Genomic DNA, 18120 nt, shown 5'->3' on the forward strand with positions numbered 1-18120 from the left:
GAAGGTGTTACGAATGCCTAGCTACGACTCAGAAGTCATTCCGTGATTCGTGCGCTGCGACGCTTCGCCGTGCGAGGGGTGCGTCCGAGGTGAAGTTACCGAGCGACCGGAAGTTTCGGCGGCCCGAGCTGCCCGAATGGGTAGTGGAGCGGGACCGGATAAACCGGCTCCTCGCCGACGCATTCGACCGGTACGACGTCGTAGAGCTTGCGAGCAGCGCCGGTTCTGGCAAGACAGTGGCTGCCGAACTCTTCGTCCAGACGACAGAATTCCCGACCGCGTGGCTCAACCTCGATAGTGCGGACCGGTCGGGGGCGCGGCTAGTCACCTATCTTGCGGCTGCCTTGGAAGGCATCGACGCGACCGTGGCGCGCGTCGCGCAGGATGCTCTGCGGGGTGGATCCACCGCGCCGGAAGCCGCTGCCGTTGTCGCCAACCACCTGGGGACGTCGCCCATCCTGATCGTGTTGGACGACTGCGAGCACATCGCCTCCAAGGAGGAGGCCTTGTCTGTCCTGATCGCGTTCCTCACCTATCTTCCGCTGACCGCGCGCGTGCTGCTGCTCAGTCGCGAACCCTTGGATGCAGTCATCAGCAAGATCGCCCTCGACGGTCGCGTTGCTCGACTGCAGTCAGCCGCACTCGCGTTCGATCTCGGTGAGGGTGAAGAACTACTCGTCGCGGCGGGCCGTTCGGACGTAGACGCGGCCGCGATCGTCGAGCGAACCGGAGGCTGGGCCGCGGGCCTCATTCTCGGCACACGGCTGGCCGCGGACGACGCCGAATACGACGTCGGCGAGTACTTGAAACACGAGGTGCTGGACCGGCTTACCCCGGCCGAACAGGATCTCCTACTTCGGGCATCGGTGATCGACGTCATCACCTCCGAAGCGGCGCTCGAGATCGGCGGCGACGATGGACTACAGGTCCTCAATCGACTGCGCCGCAGGCGGTTGCCGGCGACAGTCGGACAGGACGGCAGTCTCAGATGGAGCCCGTTCTTCAAAAGCTTTCTTGAAAGCGAGTTCCGGGCTCGGATGCCGGGGCAGTTACCCGAAATGCATCGGCGCCACGCACTGGCCCTTGCTCAACGAGGCGAACTCGAAGAAGCTGTCGAGTCCTTGCTGGCGCTGGGCGAGCGCAAGGACGCCGCCGAAGTGGCGGCTGATGCCGTGGCTGCGTTGTGTGATCGCGGCGACTGGGCATTGTTGCTCACCTGGCTCGACGGGATCGGTCCCGAAATCGTCGACGTCGATGCGCGCCTGCTGGGCGCGAAGGTACGGGCATTGACACATGGGCGCCGCCTGCCTGAGGCGCAAACACTGATCCGTAATGCGCACGAGCGCGGAGCGATCGCCCGCGTCGCGGAAGTCGACGCCGGCGTCATGGCTCATATCGGTTGGGCCTTCATGTGCCGGCCGGACGAGGGCATCTCGATCATTGACCACTATCCCCAAGATCACCGTGCCGCCGCCGTGCGGTACACACTCCAGGTGCTCAGCAGCCGCGAGCCGCTGTCGCCGCCGCCCGGGCAGGACTTCGGCGACGTCGACCGAATACTGACATGGGGCCTGTTCGTGCAGGGCCGCCTGGACACCCTGGCGGAGATGGTTCCTACCTCCGAACAATGGCCGCCGACGACGTTCTACCAGACCCCACACTCACTGCTCGGCCTGATCTGGCGCGACGAGCTTAGGTTGGTTCATCAACTGTGGGATCAGGTTCCGTTGGATGTGCGATCGCGCTCACACACTGACCTGTGGCGAAACCTGGAAGCATGGATCCTGCTCGCCAACGGGGACGCAGAGGGCGCCCTCGCCGCGGGCCAGGATGCCGTGTCCCATAGCCAGCGAACCCGGTTCGGGTGGGAGCCCTATCTTCAGCTCGTTGTGGGCTTGGCGCTCATCCGTCTCGGCCGCCTGGACGACGCGCGCTGTGTACTGGCCGAGGCCCTACAACGATCTGCAACAGCAGGCCAGCTTGCCTACGTCGAGTGGGCGCAGACGTATCAGGGCCTGGCGCAGTTGCTCTGCGGCGAAAACGAACAAGCCTTACGGACACTTCGCGAGTGCGTTGGGGCCATGCAGGCTTCGGGTCGGGTCCTGAACCTACCTGCCGCGCTGGCGTACCTTTCGGAAGCTCAAGCCCGCGCGGGCTTGGTGGAGGAGTCCTTTGTCAGCGCCGGGCTGGCCAGTCAAACTGCGCGGCAAACACATTCGGTCTTTCCCCTGCAGCAGGCAATCATCGATATTCCCGAGCTACGGAAGCGGCTTGAGACCACTGTCGGCGTTGCAGAAGAGGCCCTACCCAGCGAAACGTCGGTGTACGACCTCGAGGTCAAGCCGTTCGGACCCCGGCCGGACCTGACCGTCGATGGCGCCCCGTGTGGGGTGCGCCGGTTGAAGATCATCGAGCTGGCCGCGTACCTGGCCCTTCACAACGGCAGCGTGCTGCGAACCAAGATCCAATTGGATCTGTTTCCCGAGCACGACCTCCATGCCGGCGGAAACTACTTCAGGCAGATTGTTCATCAATTTCGTCGGGCGACGGGGATCGCACTGGTGCGCCACGGCGACGGCATGATCGGTCTCCCGCCCGGAATCCGTTTGGCGTCAACCGATGCTGCGATCGAGCGGGCGGTGGCTGGTTCGATCAGTACTGAACAGCAAATTGACGAACTGTCGACGTTGCTCGAGCAGACGGAGGGCGAGTACCTTGCGGCGAGCTCACTGAAGTGGGCCGATGACCGGCGCTTCGAGTTGGACGTCCTGCAGGAACGGCTTCTGCAGATGTGTGCGACGCAGGCGCTGGAATTCGGTCGTTCAGAGATCAGCCAGCAGTTGGCGTTACGGATGCTCGACAAGGATCCCTACTGCGAGGACGCGTTCCGGATCTTGGACACGGTTGCGTCCCGGTCAGGACGACCTGAACAGCGCGAGATCGTGTACCGCAAGGCCAAAGCGGCGTTGGCCGAGGTGGACGTCAAACCAGAAGACATCGGTTTGATGGCCCCGCAGGTTCCGCCAGAGCGCGTGCGAGTGGCTCTTGCTGGCCGCTGATCGGCCGACCGAATCGCGGCGTAACGAGCATCGTAACGGCGGACTGATGATCTGTAGTTCAGCGGCGGGCCACACGTCACCAGCCGGGGGCGAACTTGCTGAGACCCGCTGCTGCGACACCAGCAAGATCATCTAAGGAGACGCAAGTGAGCGATGTAGAAATCGCAGTCAAACAGATCCGCGAAGCCATGGAGGAGAGCCCAGAAGCTTGGGTGACCGCCGTGGAGAGCCTTTGCGCCGACGCGATCAAGGTCAGCCACGACCCGCCGATCGCGGACTGGGGAACCACCGAGGAGATGGAAGGCGGCGTCGACACGGCCCGCATGTTCGCGGTCTGGCGCCAAGAGCTCGAAGCCCAGCGGCGCGCAGCGCCCGACTACCACCTTTCGCAGATCGACGTCGGTTCAACGCCCGAGGGCGGAGTGTACTTCGCCAATCATCACACCGGCACGATGGTTAGCGATGGACGCGTGGTGAGCGCACCCGCCCGTGTGACGACCGGGCCCCTCGAGAACGGCAAGATCGTGTCGTGGACGGTAACCACCGATGAGACGGTCGCACAGCTGCGAGAGTGGCTAGCCGAAGGCCAGATGCAGCTGCCCGAGGCGTGACAATCCGGGCTTCGCGGCATCCCGTCGCACTCCTGCCGCACTGGAATCCCCGTCGACAGTGGACATGAAGCTCGGCGCGTAGCGCACGGACGAAGGGGCGCTGGGGCACCCCCTGGGGTGCCCAAGCGCCACCCACGGTCGACGGCGAAGGGCCTGCACGATGGATCGATTGCGTGAAACAAAAGACATCGGAACGGATTTCGTCAATCAAGGGGTCGACGCCCCGTTGGGTCCCGAGGCGCCCTTCGCCTCAGTAGAGGACGCCATCGCCGCGATAGCTCGCGGCGAGATCGTCGTCGTAGTCGATGACGAGTCACGGGAAAACGAAGGCGATCTCGTCATGGCCGCTGAGGCCACGACGCCCGAAAAGATAGCGTTCTTCGTGCGGCACACGTCGGGCCTTGTCTGCGTGCCAATGCTGGGTTCGCGCCTCGGCGAACTCGACATCCCACTGATGGTCGCGCACAACACCGACGCACAGCGAACTGCGTTCACCCACAGCGTGGACTACCTACCGGCAACCACGACGGGTATCTCGGCTGCCGACCGCGCCGCGACAATCCAGGCGCTGCTGAGTGACCAAGCAACCGCCGGTGGTTTCAGTCGGCCCGGTCACGTCTTCCCATTGCGTTACACCGACGGTGGGGTTCTCAAGCGCGCCGGGCACACTGAGGCCGCGGTCGATCTCGCACGCCTGGCGGGCATGTACCCGGCAGGTGTGCTTGCTGAGGTTGTGAACGACGACGGGACGATGGCAAGGCTGCCGGAACTCACCCGTTTTGCCGTCGAGCACAGTCTCTTGGTTGTCTCGATCGATCAACTGGTGCGTTACCGGCTGGCGAACGAGAAGCTCGTCAAGCGAGTCGCAGAGGCCCGGATACCGACGCAGTTTGGGGCCTTCACGTCCATTGTCTACGAGTCAACACTGGACCAGATTGAGCACGTCGCGATGGTGAAGGGTTCCCCGGGCCAGAGCGTGGACGTACTCGTGCGCGTGCACTCTGAATGTTTGACCGGTGACGTATTTGGATCGCAACGGTGCGACTGCGGCAGCCAAATGCGCGCAGCGATGCAAGCCATTGCAGCCGAAGACTGCGGGGTCCTAGTGTATTTGCGCGGTCACGAAGGCCGCGGCATAGGACTCACGCACAAGATCCGCGCATACAACCTTCAGGACAACGGCCACGACACGGTCGAAGCCAATACGGCACTTGGACTTCCGGTGGACAACCGTGAGTACGGCATCGGCGCACAGATTCTCGTCGATCTGGGCGTCAGCACGATGCGGCTACTGAGCAACAATCCCGCGAAGTTCACTGGCCTGACTGGCTATGGACTGAGGATCGTCGATCGTGTCCCGATTGAGACTGCGCCCACGCAGGAAAACATTGCCTACCTTCGGACGAAGCGTGAGCGCATGGGGCATCTGCTCGCACAACACCTGGATGGCCACACGGGGCAGGGCAGTTGACGTATCCGCGGCCATCCCCGCCGCTCGTGAATGCGGTTTCAGTCGCGACGTCGACTTCGATAACGGCCGTCGTAATGGGTGTGTCGAAGAATCGCAACCGGTGAACTCGTAGCTGCACCACTCCGACCAACATCGCACTCACGGCGCTGCCGCCAAGTGCCAATCTTGAGGTGGCTCATGGTGACAGAAGCATTGCCCAGCCCAACGGAGTATCGGGCGGCGTTGCGCGAATGGCTCGCGGTGACTGCGGAGCACCTTCAAGACGGCGCGCCGACCCACTCCGACCGCCTCGCCGAGATCGCCGCCCAGCAGCGGCTTACGCGAACCCTGTGGGACGCCGGATGGAAGCGGTACGGCTGGCCGACATCCGAAGGGGGCGCCGGTGGTGGTCCGGCCTACCGCGCGGTCCTCTACGACGAATTGTGCCAAGCCGGTGTTCCCGTCCCGGAAACCGACTACGTGCTAGAGGTGCTCGCTGACCCGACTCGAGGCTTCGCCCCGGAGCTTGCTCAGAGCCTGCTCCCGGCATTCCATCGCGGGGACGAACTATGGGCACAGTGTTTTTCCGAGCCGGACGCCGGAAGCGACCTCGCTTCATTGCGTACCAGAGCGGTCCGCGACGGCGACGCATACATCGTGAACGGGCAGAAGGTCTGGACGACGAACGGCGTTGCCGCCCAGCGACTATTCACCCTCGTCCGCACCGGAAGCACGCAGAGTCGACACCGCGGCATCACGGCTCTGCTGATCGACGCGGACAGTCCCGGAGTGAGCGTGCAGCCGCTGACGTTTGCGAGTGGCTCACAAGAAATGGCGGAGTGTCATTTCGACGACGTCCGCGTGCCGTGCTCACGGCGGGTCGGCGACGAGGACGACGGCTGGCGCGTCGCCATGCGTGCCCTTGAATTCGAGCGCGGCATGTACGCCTGGATGCGGCAGGCGTGGCTACTGGCGAAGGTCCGACAGATGGCGGCACGTGCCGAGCCAGTCGACACGGCCACCGCTGACGCACTCGGGAGCGCATACCACGCCGTAATCTCGCTGCGGTCAAGGTCTTTGCAGACTGTGCGGCGCCTCGATCGCGGGCTTTCGGTCGGCCCCGACGCATCGGTCGACAAGATCCTGCTCGCGTCCGCCGAGCAACTCGTCATGGATGTTGCGCGACATCTGAGCCAACCGGAGTTCGAGATCGGTTCGGATGCAAGAGATCTCCGCCAGGAATGGTGGTACTCCCGCGCCGCAAGCATCTACGGCGGAAGCGGCGAAATCCAGCGGGGAATCATCGCCGATCGCGTACTGCGTCTGCCTGCCGAGATCAGGACCGCCTGACATGGATGGCGACAGCCTCACCGACGTCCGCGCTACCCTGCGCCATCTCTTCGCATCCGAGCCACCAGACCTGATATCGGCGCTTGCCGACCTCGGCTGGCAAGAGATCGTTCGAGACGACCCAGCGACAGCGACATCGGCCCTGTTCGAGGAACAAGGCAGGCAGCGCGCGACGAGCGCAGCGCTCGATAGTGTCGTGCTTGCCCAAGTCGACGAATTGCCTGCTACGACCGTCGTCTGGCCACACCCCGACGACGGCGATCGGCCGAGCTCGTGGCTCGCCGACGACGAAACCGTCGTCATTTCCGGGCTAGCCCTCCGTGCCCCGGACGCATCCGTCGCAGTGCCCACCGAAAGCGGACTCGTCACCGCCGACACCGGCACTCTGTTGGTCCGGCACCTCGACGGCATTGATCCAACCGCGGGTTGGGTCAACGTGAGCGGCCGCGCAACCGTTGTTGCGGTCCACCCCTGCTCCTGGGCGGACACCGTGTCGGCAGCCCAACGTGCGCTCGCATCTGAGATCGTCGGAGTGAGCCAGGCCACCCTTGCGATGGCCGTCGAGCACGTATCCGCACGCACCCAATTCGGGCGCGCCATCGGATCGTTCCAATCGGTGCGGCATCGCCTCGCGGAGGCCTACACCGCGATCGCTGCCGCTGAAGCTGTGATCAAGGCGGCGTGGGAATGGCCGACCCCGTGGGCATCCGCCGCGGCCAAGGCGATCGCAGGCAGGGCACACAGCGATACGGCTCGCCACGCAATGCAGGTGTGCGGTGGGATGGGGCTGTCGTGGGAATACGACCTGCATCGATACGTGCGACGTGGTTACGCCTTGGATGCGCTCCTCGGTTCAGCTTCGGTCATCGCTCGCAAGCAAGGAACCGCTCTGGCCACGGGAACGAACCCGCTCCCTGTCGGCGGCATCCTGCCACCTACGGCGCCGCCGCGATGACACCGGATCGTGGCGGCCGTCCGATCTCGCCGATATGACCTAACGCCCGGTGTAACGCGTGCGCTGTGTCCTAGACGGGAATCTTAACGGCCCCACATGAACCCAACGCCCGGTAGGAGAAACGTCGCGTGACCACAGACATCGGTGAGATCGAACGGAACAAGAACGTCGTCCTGGAACTCCTCGAGAACTGGGTTGATCCAGACGTGTTCGATCGTGTCACCACCGACGACTTCGAACTCGTCGTCGAAGCCGATCCCGCCTTCATCAGCGTCGCAGGCGCTCAGCCCAAGGCGCAGGCACTCGCCGCCCGCCGCGCCATGGCGGGCGTGTACACCGCAGTCATGAACATCCGTAGCGTGACAGCGGAAGATGATCGCGTGGTCGTGGATCTGATCACCGACAGTCGGATCAAGGACGCCCACGGCATAGACCGTCCGTATGTCAATCGCGTCTGCTTCGTATGCCGACTGCGCGACGGCAAGATCTCCGAGGTGCGTGAGTACGGCGACAGCGCCTACTGCGCCGAGACCTTCCCAGATCTGTACAAGGCCCCCACCGGCTAGCCGGAGAGTGGAAATCAGCCCGCACCAAGTCAAGAATCCTGTTTTGATTGGAGGCACCCGTGCCACCTGAGGAAGCCCTCGGTGCTCCGAACATACAAACAGTCGTCGCCAAGGCGCGGCAGTACAGAAACTGGGGCAAATGGGGTAGCGAAGACGAGCTCGGCTCGCTGAATTACGTCACCCCAGAGCATGTTACGGCTGCAGCCCAACTCGTCCGCAATGGCAGAGTCTTCTCACTCGCCCTGCCCTTGGATTCCGATGGGCCGATGAATGGCTCGTTCGGTCGTCACAATCCCATGCATCACATGCTGTGGGACGGTGGAGACATCGAATCGGGTGCTCAGGATCACCTCGCGGCGCTGCGCTACACCGACGATGCGGCGTACCTGGTGTTGCAATCGTCAACGCAATGGGATGCGCTCGCCCACATCTTTCACGACGGACGCATGTACAACGGCTACAAAACAGATCAGGTCAACAGCCGTGGGGCCCTCAAGAACAGCATCACCAACGTGAAAGACCGTGCGGTGGGCCGCGGCGTGCTGCTCGATGTTCCCCGATGGAAGGGCGTTCAATGGCTCGAAGAGGGCGAGCCCATTACCCACGACGACTTGATGGCTGTGTCCGAACACCAGGGTGTCGAAGTCGGAACGGGTGACTTCGTCCTGGTACGCACGGGCCAATTGGCCCAGCGCCGCCATCTCGGCTCATGGGGTGAGTACGCAGGAGGGCCAGCACCGGGCCTCGCCATCAGCGCCGCGGACTTCTTCTGCCCGCGGGAAGTCGCGGCAGTGTCCACAGACACGTGGGGTACCGAAGTACTTCCGAACGAGACGCCGGACGTCTTTCAGCCACTGCACATCATCATGCTTGTCAATGCGGGGATCCTGCTTGGCGAAATGTGGGATATGGAGGAGCTGGCTGCCGACTGCGCGCGCGACGGCGTGTACGAGTTCATGTTGGTCGCACCGCCGTTGACGTTCACCGGCGCAGTCGGATCGCCGGTAAACCCACAAGTCATCAAGTAGAGGGAACTCTCAAAGTGACCGTCCCTAAGCGGCTTTGGGCGCCTGACCCCGAGATTGCCGGCCAATCCCAAATCGCCAAGTTTGTTCGGTGGCTAAACGCGCAGTACGACGCTCGACTCGACGAGCTGGATTATGCATCGCTGCATCAATGGTCGACCGCGGACCTCGGGACGTTCTGGACTGCGGTCGCAGAGTTCTGCGAGGTCAAGTTCCATCAACCGCCGCGCACCGTCATCGAAAACGAACGTGACATTGCCGCCACTTCATGGTTCGTCGGATCGTCCCTCAACTACGCCGAACACGCGTTGTCGGTCGGACCGGGCAAGGAAGACACCGCCTCTGCAGTCATTTACGAACGAGAGGACGGCAAGGAGCGGTCGCTTACCTATGGCGAGCTACGTTCACTGGTTGCGGCGGCACGCACGGGGTTGCTTGACCGTGGAGTCAACGCCGGCGACAGGGTCGTTGCGATTGCGCCCAACTGCGTAGAGACACTCGTCACCTGTTTGGCGGCGGCTAGCATCGGTGCGATCTGGGCTTGTTGTTCGCCCGAGTTCGGGCAGCGCGCGGTTCACGATCGTTTTGCTCAGCTCGAGCCATCGGTGCTTCTTGCTGTCGATGGCTACTTCTACGGCGGGAAGGCTGTCGACCTCACTGAATGCATCATCGAGCTGGGGGATGCGTTGCCGTCGCTGCGCGACACGATCGTTGTGCCCTATCTCGACAACCACATCCCAATTGCCGGCACAACGCCGTGGTCGGACTTCATCGAGCGGGCCCAACCGTTGGAGTACCTTCCCGTTGCGTTCGATCATCCGTTGTGGGTGCTGTATTCATCCGGAACGACCGGCTTGCCCAAGGGGATCGTGCACGGCCACGGTGGCATCGTGGTCGAGCATCTGAAGATGCTGCGGCTGCAGAGCGACCTGGGCCCTGGAGACCGCTTCTTCTGGTTCACCACCACGGGATGGATGATGTGGAATTTCCTGCTGGGCGGCCTCCTGGTAGGGGCAACCATCGTGCTGTATGACGGCAACCCCCATCTTCCCGACGCGGACAGGCTGTGGGACCTCGCGTCTCGTCACCGAGTCTCGTTCTTCGGCGTGTCAGCGTCTTTCATTCATGCCGCGATGCGGGCGGGTGTTCGCCCCAACGACAACCGCGATCTCTCTGCCATGCGGATGATCGGCTCGACCGGGGCACCGCTGTCCCCGGCCGGCTTCGACTGGATCGTCGCCAACGTGGGCCAACGGGTGCAAATCTATTCGAACTCCGGCGGAACGGATGTGTGCACACCGTTTGTCGCTTCGGCGCCCACGGTCCCGGTATGGACCGGTGAAATCTCCTGCGCGGCATTGGGTTGTTCTGTTGAGGCCTTCGATCCCTCTGGGCAGGCGCTGCTCGACGAGGTCGGCGAGTTGGTCATCACCACTCCGATGCCGTCGATGCCGGTGAGCTTCTGGAACGACTCAGATAATCGCCGGCGTCGAGCGGCCTACTTCGACGAATATCCGGGCGTGTGGCGGCACGGCGACTGGGTACGCAAGACCCCACGTGGCTCCTACGTCATCTACGGGCGCAGTGATGCGACGCTCAACCGTGGCGGCGTCCGCATGGGCACCGCCGAGTTCTACTCCATCGTCGAGGAAATCAGTGCTGTCCGGGATTCGCTCGTCATCGACATGGACGGGACCGACGCCATCACCAATTCCTCGTTGCTGTGCTTTCTCGTCCTCGAACCGGGAAATGCGCTCAACGATGTCACAGTGCACGTGACCGACGTGTTGCGAACACAACTGTCACCACGGCACGTGCCAGACCGCTACTTCTTGGTCCGCGACATTCCGCGCACCCTCAACGGAAAGAAGTGCGAAGTGCCGGTCAAGCGGATCCTGATGGGTGTCGACGCCGACAAGGCGGTTAGCCGCAGCGCGCTGGCGAATCCTGAGTCCCTTGACGAATTCACGCTGATCCGAGACACACTCTAAACAGGCGGGCGCGAGACGTTTCGACCTACGGAAGCTGCTCCACACGGAGCAGGCTGCAGTGTGCTGCTGCCCGCGCTGAAGCTGTCGATGCCCTATGGGCGCGAGTCAGCTTGGGCATCCGTGGCGGCCAGTGCCAGCCTTAGCGCGGATCCGACCTCCTCCACCGCTTCTGATGCCTTGTCGAGCATGCCGAGCATCTGGAAGAAGCCGTGGAACACGCCCAGGTATGGCGACAACGTGACCGCGACACCCTCGTCGCTCAGGCGTCGCGAGTAAGCCTCAGCTTGATCGCGGACCGGATCGTGCTCAGCGGTGATGACGAGGGTGGCCGGCATTCGCGAAAGGTCGGGCGCAGTCATGGGAGCTACGAGAGGATTCGACGCGTCGGCTTCCGCGGCGAGATAGTGCGACCAGAACCACTTGACCGTATCGGCGCTCAGCGGATAGCCGGACCAATCCGAACGCATTGACGGGCGGTCGAACTCATACTCGGTGACGGGGTAGATGAGCGCTTGGAAGCTGATCCGTCGGAGCGTGTCACTCGAGTCGCGAAGGGCCACGGCAGTGGCGAGATTGCCCCCCGCACTGTCACCGGCGACGGCAATCCGAGACCCGTCGAGGTCGAGGTCCTCGGCGTTCGCGATCAGCCACGAGATCGCGTCGGTCCCATCGTCGACTGCGGCAGGAAACTTGTGCTCGGGCGAGAGGCGATAGTCCAGTGCCGCGATGACGCAGCCCGACCGGTTCGCCAACTGGCGGCACACCGCGTCGTAGCTCTCCACGCCGGACAGTGTCCAGCCGCCGCCGTGGAAGAACACGACGACCGGGAGCCTTCCGTCCGAGGGTCTGTATAGCCGGATGCGCAGTTTCCGCCCCGGCAACGCTGCGTGGAGATCTTCGACGGACGCGACCGGTTCACCGCCGAGGACCGGAAAGTTGTTCGCGAACTCACGAGCTTCGGCAATCGAGAGTTGTTCAAGTGGTCGAGGGGCAAGCGAGGACATCGCCTGAAGCATTGCCGAAGACTGTTCATCCAGAGCCATTCGCCGACAGTGCCGCCAAGCCGTTACCAACGGCGTTAAACGCGACCCGGCGCGACCGGCAGGGTTCTATAACGGTCGTGGTAACAGGTCATCCCTAGCGTTCAACAGCAATCGAACGCGGAGGTGCATGTCTTGCAAGGCTTTCCCCATGGTCGCTATCCGACGGGCTGGTTTCAAATCGGTTGGTCGGACGACTTTCCTGCCGGTCTTAGCAAGCCGCTTCGCTACTTCGGGCGAGACCTCGTAGCCTTTCGAGGCGGTGCAGGAGCACTTCACGTGATGGATGCGTTCTGCCCGCACATGGGCGCGCACCTCGGACACGGCGGCAAGGTCCTCCAGGATGCGATCGCGTGCCCTTTTCACGGGTGGGTCTGGAAGGACGGAGTCAACGTCGAGATTCCCGACGCCGCACGCCCCAACCGCGCCAAACGACTGAAGTCCTGGCCGGTCCGGGAACTCTCGGGAATCGCGATGATCTGGCACGACTCGCAAGACAGAGAGCCGAGTTGGGAGATCCCGCACCTGATCGAGGCGCCGGAAGACTATTACCCGATCATTCCGCACGGCGTCCGGCTCTGGCGCGGTGGGCTACATCCTCAGGTCGTCGCTGAAAACGCCGTGGACAGTTCCCATTTCGCGTACGTACACAAGGCCGGGCAACCCGCCACCACCATTCGGATGGAAGATCACGGCGCACGGCTGCACGTCAGCCAGGAGATCGTGTACGGCAGTAGCAAGAAGAGCACCTGGCTCACCCCGAATGGACCCAAGATTGGGACGCTGGAAATCGATCTGTGGGGTATTGGCGTCATCCTGACCAAGTTTCACGGGGCAGACGAGGCCTATAGCCTGGTCGCCTGTGTTCCCGTCGATGAGACCACCGGGGAATTCCGTATGACCAACTGGTCTCCCCGGGACGGAACTACCACCGACGCGCTGTCCGACCTGGCGCGCAGACGTATCGCTGAACAGTTCAAGCAGACCGACCGCGACATCGTCATTTGGCAGAACATGAAATACGTCGATCGACCCCCCGTGACGAAGATCGAGGCCCGCCCCTATCGCACCTTCCGGACCTGGTCGGACCGCTTCTACTCCGATGAACCCGTGCGCGACGCGCCGAATCCCGTGCACGTCGAACTCGTTACACGCTGATCGGCTCTACCACACCACCGCGCCAACGTATTTGCTCGCAGCGTTCCGGCCGAAAGTAGCAAAGGAAACATCTCATGGCCATAGGGCTCCGCAGACCGTGGCAGGCGGTCGATCTCAACGATCTGGTCCGCCTGTTCCCGCCGCCCCCCGAATTTTTCGAGACGGCGTACTTCGCCTCTCCTGAGGAGATCGAACGTGTCCAACTGGCGCGGTTGCGGGAGCGAGCGCTCACCGCATACCAGGTGCCGTTCTTCCGGCGGCGCTGGGACGACGCGAAGTGGAACCCTCGTGACCTTCGCACGATCGATGACCTGTGGCGGGCGCCTACCTACACCATCGAGGACATCCGCCACAGCATCGAGGAGAACCCGCCGTGGGGCGACTATCAAGGCGTCACGCCCGACCGCGCACGGCAAGAGCCGATGCGGATCTACATGTCCGGCGGCACAACCGGTGCGTCACGTCCGACCTTCTACACGCAATGGGACCGTGAAGTACACGCCATCCTGACCGCGCGAGTTCATTTCGCGATGGGGGTGCGTCCCGGCGACGTGGTCCTGAACTCGTGGCTCTACGGCACCCACAACGGCGCCTTCGGCATTGACGAAGGTCTCTATCGTTGGCTGAATTGCGTGATCCTCACGACGAGCACCGGAACCGTCACCGCCACCGAGAAACAGATCGAGCTGGCGATGCAGTACAGCGCCGCATCCGTCCTGGCGACTGGTGACTACCTACTCAGACTCGCCGACGTCGCCCGCTCCATGGGTCTGGACCCGATCGAGGATCTCGGGCTCAAGGCACTGGCGACAATCGGAGACCCAGCCCCCCTCGAGCAGACGTTCGGCCGGCCGAGCATGCGCGCCTACGGCTTTCACGAAGTCGGCTGGATCGCCGTCGAATGCCCGGCGCGCCAAGGCCTTCACATCTTTGAGGACGCGGTCATCGTCCAGATCGTCGATCCAGACACTGGCGAACGCGTCCCGGACGGCGAGCTCGGATCGATCTGCGTCACCGAGATCTACAAAACCGGAAGCCCCCAATTCCGCTACAACGTCCAGGACCTGTCCTATCTCTACCCGAGGGAACAGTGCGCGTGCGGCAGTTGGTTGCGGCGAATGGCACCGTTCGCCGGCCGCGGCGACAACATGGTGAAGTTGCGCGGCATCAACGTCTGGCCCGAGGCGATCGGCGATGTCCTGCGCACGGTCCCAAATACTGGCGAGGACTACTTCGTGCGCGCAGTACGCGAAGGCTCCCGCGACGAGTTGATCGCTTCGGTGGTCAGCGATCTGGCAGAGGACAACTTCACGGCGATCCAGCGCGAGGCCGAAGGGCGCCTGCGAGACCGCCTCGGAGTCGCGATCGCTGTCAAGGTCGTCAAGTCCGGTGAACTCGACGAGCTCACTGAGATCCGTACCTCGCCCAAGCCCAAGCGGTTCCGTGACGAGCGCTGACGGCACCGTCGGCGCTCGTCACGGTGCGCTCCGCCCGCCGGTTGACGATATGAGGTTCGTCGTCGAATACCCGGTTGACAGCGATCGTGATGACGGCGCCTGGGTGCGGCCTACGAACATCGCCGGCTTCGCGCGAGCTGCTGAGCAGACTCACGTTTACGGCATCGCGTTCACTGACCATCCCGCGCCGACGCGCAGGTGGCTCGACGCCGGCGGCCACGAGACGCTCGACCCTTTCGCCGCGCTGGCTTTTTGCGCGGCGTCGACGAGCCACCTGCGGCTCATGACGTGGTTGACGGTTCTCCCGTATCGCAACCCGTTCATCACCGCGAAGAGCATGACGACGCTTGATCTGCTATCGGGCGGGAGAACCACCTTCGTTGTGGGAACCGGTTACCTGCAGCCCGAGTTCGCCGCTCTCGGAGTCGATTTCACCGAGCGGAATCGACTGTTCGAGGAGGCGGTCGACGTGATCAACGGAGTCTGGCGCGGCGAGGAGTTCACCCGCGACAGCCCCAGTTTCGCTGCCCGCGGACAGGTTTTGCGGCCCAGGCCGCCGCAACTGGCACCGCCACTGTGGTTCGGGGGCAACTCTGCGGTAGTGCGTGATCGTGTCGCGAAAGTTGGCAAGGGGTGGGCGCCGTTTTTGTCGAGCGCCGAAGTCGCCGGAGCCGCGCGCACGACCGCGATCACCACCATTGAAGGTCTGGCCGACTCCATCGAGGACCTCTCAGCGCGACTGACGGCCGTGGGCCGTGATCGCCGAGAGGTGTCGGTGCTCGTCGGTGGTGACCAAGCCTTCGACTGGCGTCTTGACCAGCGTGACCGCCTTGACCGATTGCGCCAGCTGTCGCGCATCGGCGTGACACATGTCGTCGTGAGTCTCGCCGGCCTGCCGTACAACCGTGCCCTCGCGGCGTTGAGCGAAATCGCCGACGCCCACACCGATTTGAACAAGGAGTCATCATGAACAACCCGTTTCACCCCGTTCTACTCATCGAGGAGATCGGCGCAATCCGCGTGGTCACGATGAACAAGCCCGAGACACTGAATGCGAACAGCCCCGACTTGCACAGCGCACTCGTCGACGTGTGGCATCACCTGGCGTCGGATTCGGATGCTCGCGCCGTGGTGCTCACCGGTGCCGGTCGCGCCTTTAGCGCGGGCGGAGACATGGACGACTTCGTGCAGCTGTGGACCGACACCGGGCGACGGCGACGGGAACTGGACCAAGCTCGCAGGCTGTTCTTGGAGATGCTCGATTTCCCGCTCCCGCTCATCGCCGCGGTCAACGGCCCGGCGGTAGGCTTGGGATGCACACTCGCGGTGAGTTGCGACCTGCTGGTGATCGCCGAGGACACCTACCTCGCCGACCCGCATGTCGCTATCGGTCTGACGGCAGGGGATGGCGGTGCCGCAACCTGGCCCCTGCTCATGTCGATGCCGCGGGCGAAGGAGTACCTGTTCACCGGCGACCGGATCCCTGCAGACGTGGCGCTGGACCTCGGATTGGTGAATCGCGTCGTGGCCAGGGACGAGGTTCTCGGTACCGCGATCGAGTTCGCGACACGTCTTGCCGCACTTCCCCCGCAGGCGCTGCGCACGACCAAGCACGCGCTGAACATTCATTTGCGGCGGGCCGCCGAAGGCGTACTCGACTATGCGCTACAAGCTGAATTCGAGTCCTTCGGTACTGCGGAGCACCAGGCTGCTGTTCGCCGATTTCAGTCTCGATAGCCCACTGGTCCCGCAGATAATCAAGGCCAGGACGGACAAGCCGTCCTGGCCTTGCCAGTGCGTTGTCAAACTGCACAAATGGAGGTAACGGCGCCCGAGTCGCCGGGAACCTCACGCCAGCCACACCTCCCGCGACTGTGCCCCCTCAGAGCACGTAGTCGAAAGTGGGGTTTAGTCCGCCGGCGACGTTGAGCACCTGACCCGAAATGTTTCGACTGTCCTCCGAGACGAGAAACAGCGCAGCGTTGGCGATGTCTTCGGGCTCGTTGGGCCGCCCAAGAGTTCCAGACCCGATCGTCCACATCGCCGGCGAGCCGGTTTCCGGTGGCGCGAGATCGATGTCGACGGACCGCCCCGTGGGTCCCGGCGCGATCGCGTTGACGTTGATGTTGTGTGGCCCGAGTTGGGCCGCTGCCGACCGGGTGAACGCCACCACACCCGCCTTGCCTGCGGCGTAATGCGCGTGCGCGGCCTCACCGGCCCAGCTGATGCTGGAGATGTTCACGATCTTGCCGGATCGACGGGTGATCATCCCGGGCACGACGAGCTGAGTGCAGTGATAGGTACCGCGAAGGTTGAGGCCGATAGTGACCTCCCATTGTTCTTCGGTGATGTCGACGATCGGATTGATGACGGGTCCCTTGATGCCGCCGACCACGTTGACCAAGATGTCCACACGGCCCCAGCGATCGTGGGCTGCGCTGATGAGTTGCTCTGCGCCAGCACGTTTCGTGACATTAGCGGTGATGCACATGACGTCTCGACCGGTGGCCCGGCATGCGTCTTCCTGAAGGTGGGTGCGCTCGGGCACTCGGTCGTTGAGGGCGATGTCAGCGCCGTTGCGGGCAAGGGCGACAGCGATCGCGCCGCCCATGCCACCGCCGGAGCCGGTGACGACCGCCTTCAGCCCGTCGAGTTTGAGAGTGGATTCACCGTTGTTCGTGCTCAATTTGACCGTCCCAGCGCCTCGTATACGGGATCGTTGGCTCCCCAGCGACCCATTGGGTATCTTTCGTCCGGATCAGTGATCGGACGTACTTCGCGGAAGTCTTTGACGACAACACGATTCGCGATTCGCCAATCACCGTCGCGGCGCTCAAAACGGTCCGCGTAGCGCCCATGAATGGTTGTGGCTACGGAGTCGCCGTCGGTGCCGGCGCGCAAGACGCAGCCCGCAGAGAAGTAGGTCTCGACGGTGGCGATTTCGCCGTTCAATTCGATGTTCGAGGTACCAAGGGAGTGGTGCATCACCGTGAAGTGCTGCGGTGCCACGTCGAGCGCGAGCCGCATCCAGTCAGCGGCAGAACCTATGAAGTCGCCGTGGTTTTCGAGTGCGCCGGGGTGATAGACACCCTCCAAAGCCTCCGCGTCGCCGCGGTCCACCCCTCGACAGAACTGGGCGAGCACCGTGCGGATTGCCTCTTTGTCGATCAGCTCGCGTATTGCCGTAGCGGTTGGGTCTTCGTCAGACACGATCATGCCTCCAGCGGATTCCGATTCATTGGCGTGTATCCACGCTGATCGTGAACTGGACTCGTTACCACGTGCGTTAACACGACTCGCTGTGGTTGCGGCGAGGACCTCGAGCCCCGAAAACGCCAATGGCGCTGACGATAACGGAGCCGGTAACGCACCAGTGGCTAACGTGCCCGAGGCATGTCAGGAGCGTCTCTGCGCGTTGCGTGAACGAGCTCGTTCGACGTGCGAGTAGCGGGGTCCGG

Annotated in this window: 15 protein-coding genes; 12 read left to right on the top strand and 3 right to left on the bottom strand. The window is 63.3% G+C overall.

Annotated elements, in window-relative coordinates; translation table 11 throughout:
* The first annotated feature begins 89 nt into the window (after positions 1 to 89).
* The 8 genes from SLQ30_RS26580 to SLQ30_RS26615 all read left to right on the top strand — a co-directional run bounded on the left by SLQ30_RS26580 (position 90) and on the right by SLQ30_RS26615 (position 11007).
* Entirely contained in the window at positions 90 to 3059 is a 2970-nt protein-coding gene (locus SLQ30_RS26580) for a hypothetical protein (RefSeq protein WP_319449736.1), read from the top strand.
* A 146-nt stretch (positions 3060 to 3205) separates the two neighbouring features.
* On the top strand, positions 3206 to 3670 hold the full coding sequence (locus SLQ30_RS26585) for a hypothetical protein (RefSeq protein ID WP_319449735.1): 465 nt from the start codon (positions 3206 to 3208) through the stop codon (positions 3668 to 3670).
* Positions 3671 to 3830: 160 nt separating this feature from the next.
* Positions 3831 to 5141 (top strand): bifunctional 3,4-dihydroxy-2-butanone-4-phosphate synthase/GTP cyclohydrolase II, encoded by a 1311-nt coding sequence (locus tag SLQ30_RS26590; RefSeq protein WP_413468189.1) that lies wholly within the window; start codon positions 3831 to 3833, stop codon positions 5139 to 5141.
* 180 nt (positions 5142 to 5321) lie between these two features.
* A complete protein-coding gene (locus SLQ30_RS26595; RefSeq protein ID WP_319449734.1) occupies positions 5322 to 6470 on the top strand; it encodes an acyl-CoA dehydrogenase family protein in 1149 nt (382 codons plus the stop codon).
* 1 nt (position 6471) lies between these two features.
* Positions 6472 to 7425 carry an acyl-CoA dehydrogenase family protein gene (locus SLQ30_RS26600; protein WP_319449733.1) on the top strand — a complete coding sequence of 318 codons (954 nt, stop codon included), beginning with the start codon at positions 6472 to 6474 and terminating at the stop codon, positions 7423 to 7425.
* A gap of 128 nt (positions 7426 to 7553) precedes the next feature.
* Positions 7554 to 7991: a nuclear transport factor 2 family protein gene (locus SLQ30_RS26605; RefSeq protein WP_319449732.1), complete on the top strand. Its 438-nt coding sequence runs from the start codon at positions 7554 to 7556 to the stop codon at positions 7989 to 7991.
* 266 nt (positions 7992 to 8257) lie between these two features.
* Positions 8258 to 9019 carry a cyclase family protein gene (locus tag SLQ30_RS26610; protein WP_319458345.1) on the top strand — a complete coding sequence of 254 codons (762 nt, stop codon included), beginning with the start codon at positions 8258 to 8260 and terminating at the stop codon, positions 9017 to 9019.
* Positions 9020 to 9033: 14 nt separating this feature from the next.
* Positions 9034 to 11007, top strand: coding sequence for an acetoacetate--CoA ligase (locus tag SLQ30_RS26615; protein ID WP_319449834.1), 1974 nt, complete (start codon positions 9034 to 9036; stop codon positions 11005 to 11007).
* Between the two features lie 92 nt (positions 11008 to 11099).
* Here SLQ30_RS26615 and SLQ30_RS26620 read toward each other — a convergent pair whose 3' ends face one another.
* Positions 11100 to 12050, bottom strand: a complete 951-nt coding sequence (locus SLQ30_RS26620; protein WP_319449730.1) for an alpha/beta hydrolase — start codon at positions 12048 to 12050, stop codon at positions 11100 to 11102.
* A gap of 123 nt (positions 12051 to 12173) precedes the next feature.
* On the opposite strand from SLQ30_RS26620, the gene SLQ30_RS26625 reads away from it, so the two are divergent.
* The 4 genes from SLQ30_RS26625 to SLQ30_RS26640 all read left to right on the top strand — a co-directional run bounded on the left by SLQ30_RS26625 (position 12174) and on the right by SLQ30_RS26640 (position 16399).
* The gene (locus SLQ30_RS26625; RefSeq protein ID WP_319449729.1) at positions 12174 to 13205 is read left to right on the top strand and encodes a Rieske 2Fe-2S domain-containing protein; all 1032 of its coding nucleotides are present in this window, start codon (positions 12174 to 12176) and stop codon (positions 13203 to 13205) included.
* A 74-nt stretch (positions 13206 to 13279) separates the two neighbouring features.
* Entirely contained in the window at positions 13280 to 14662 is a 1383-nt protein-coding gene (locus SLQ30_RS26630; protein ID WP_319449728.1) for a hypothetical protein, read from the top strand.
* A gap of 49 nt (positions 14663 to 14711) precedes the next feature.
* Complete coding sequence (locus SLQ30_RS26635) at positions 14712 to 15632, top strand: LLM class F420-dependent oxidoreductase (protein ID WP_319449727.1); 921 nt, start codon at positions 14712 to 14714, stop codon at positions 15630 to 15632.
* On the top strand, positions 15629 to 16399 hold the full coding sequence (locus tag SLQ30_RS26640) for an enoyl-CoA hydratase/isomerase family protein (RefSeq protein WP_319449726.1): 771 nt from the start codon (positions 15629 to 15631) through the stop codon (positions 16397 to 16399). Before SLQ30_RS26635 ends, SLQ30_RS26640 begins: the two co-directional genes overlap by 4 nt.
* Before the next feature lie 145 nt (positions 16400 to 16544).
* Here SLQ30_RS26640 and SLQ30_RS26645 read toward each other — a convergent pair whose 3' ends face one another.
* Together SLQ30_RS26645 and SLQ30_RS26650 are read right to left on the bottom strand one after the other, a co-directional pair.
* Positions 16545 to 17348 carry an SDR family NAD(P)-dependent oxidoreductase gene (locus SLQ30_RS26645; protein ID WP_319449725.1) on the bottom strand — a complete coding sequence of 268 codons (804 nt, stop codon included), beginning with the start codon at positions 17346 to 17348 and terminating at the stop codon, positions 16545 to 16547.
* Positions 17345 to 17878, bottom strand: a complete 534-nt coding sequence (locus SLQ30_RS26650; RefSeq protein WP_319449724.1) for a nuclear transport factor 2 family protein — start codon at positions 17876 to 17878, stop codon at positions 17345 to 17347. The genes SLQ30_RS26645 and SLQ30_RS26650 overlap by 4 nt, the downstream gene beginning before the upstream one ends.
* Between the last annotated feature and the right edge of the window lie 242 nt (positions 17879 to 18120).

It is taken from the genome of Mycobacterium sp. RTGN4, assembly GCF_033804635.1.
Classification (GTDB): Bacteria; Actinomycetota; Actinomycetes; order Mycobacteriales; family Mycobacteriaceae; genus Mycobacterium.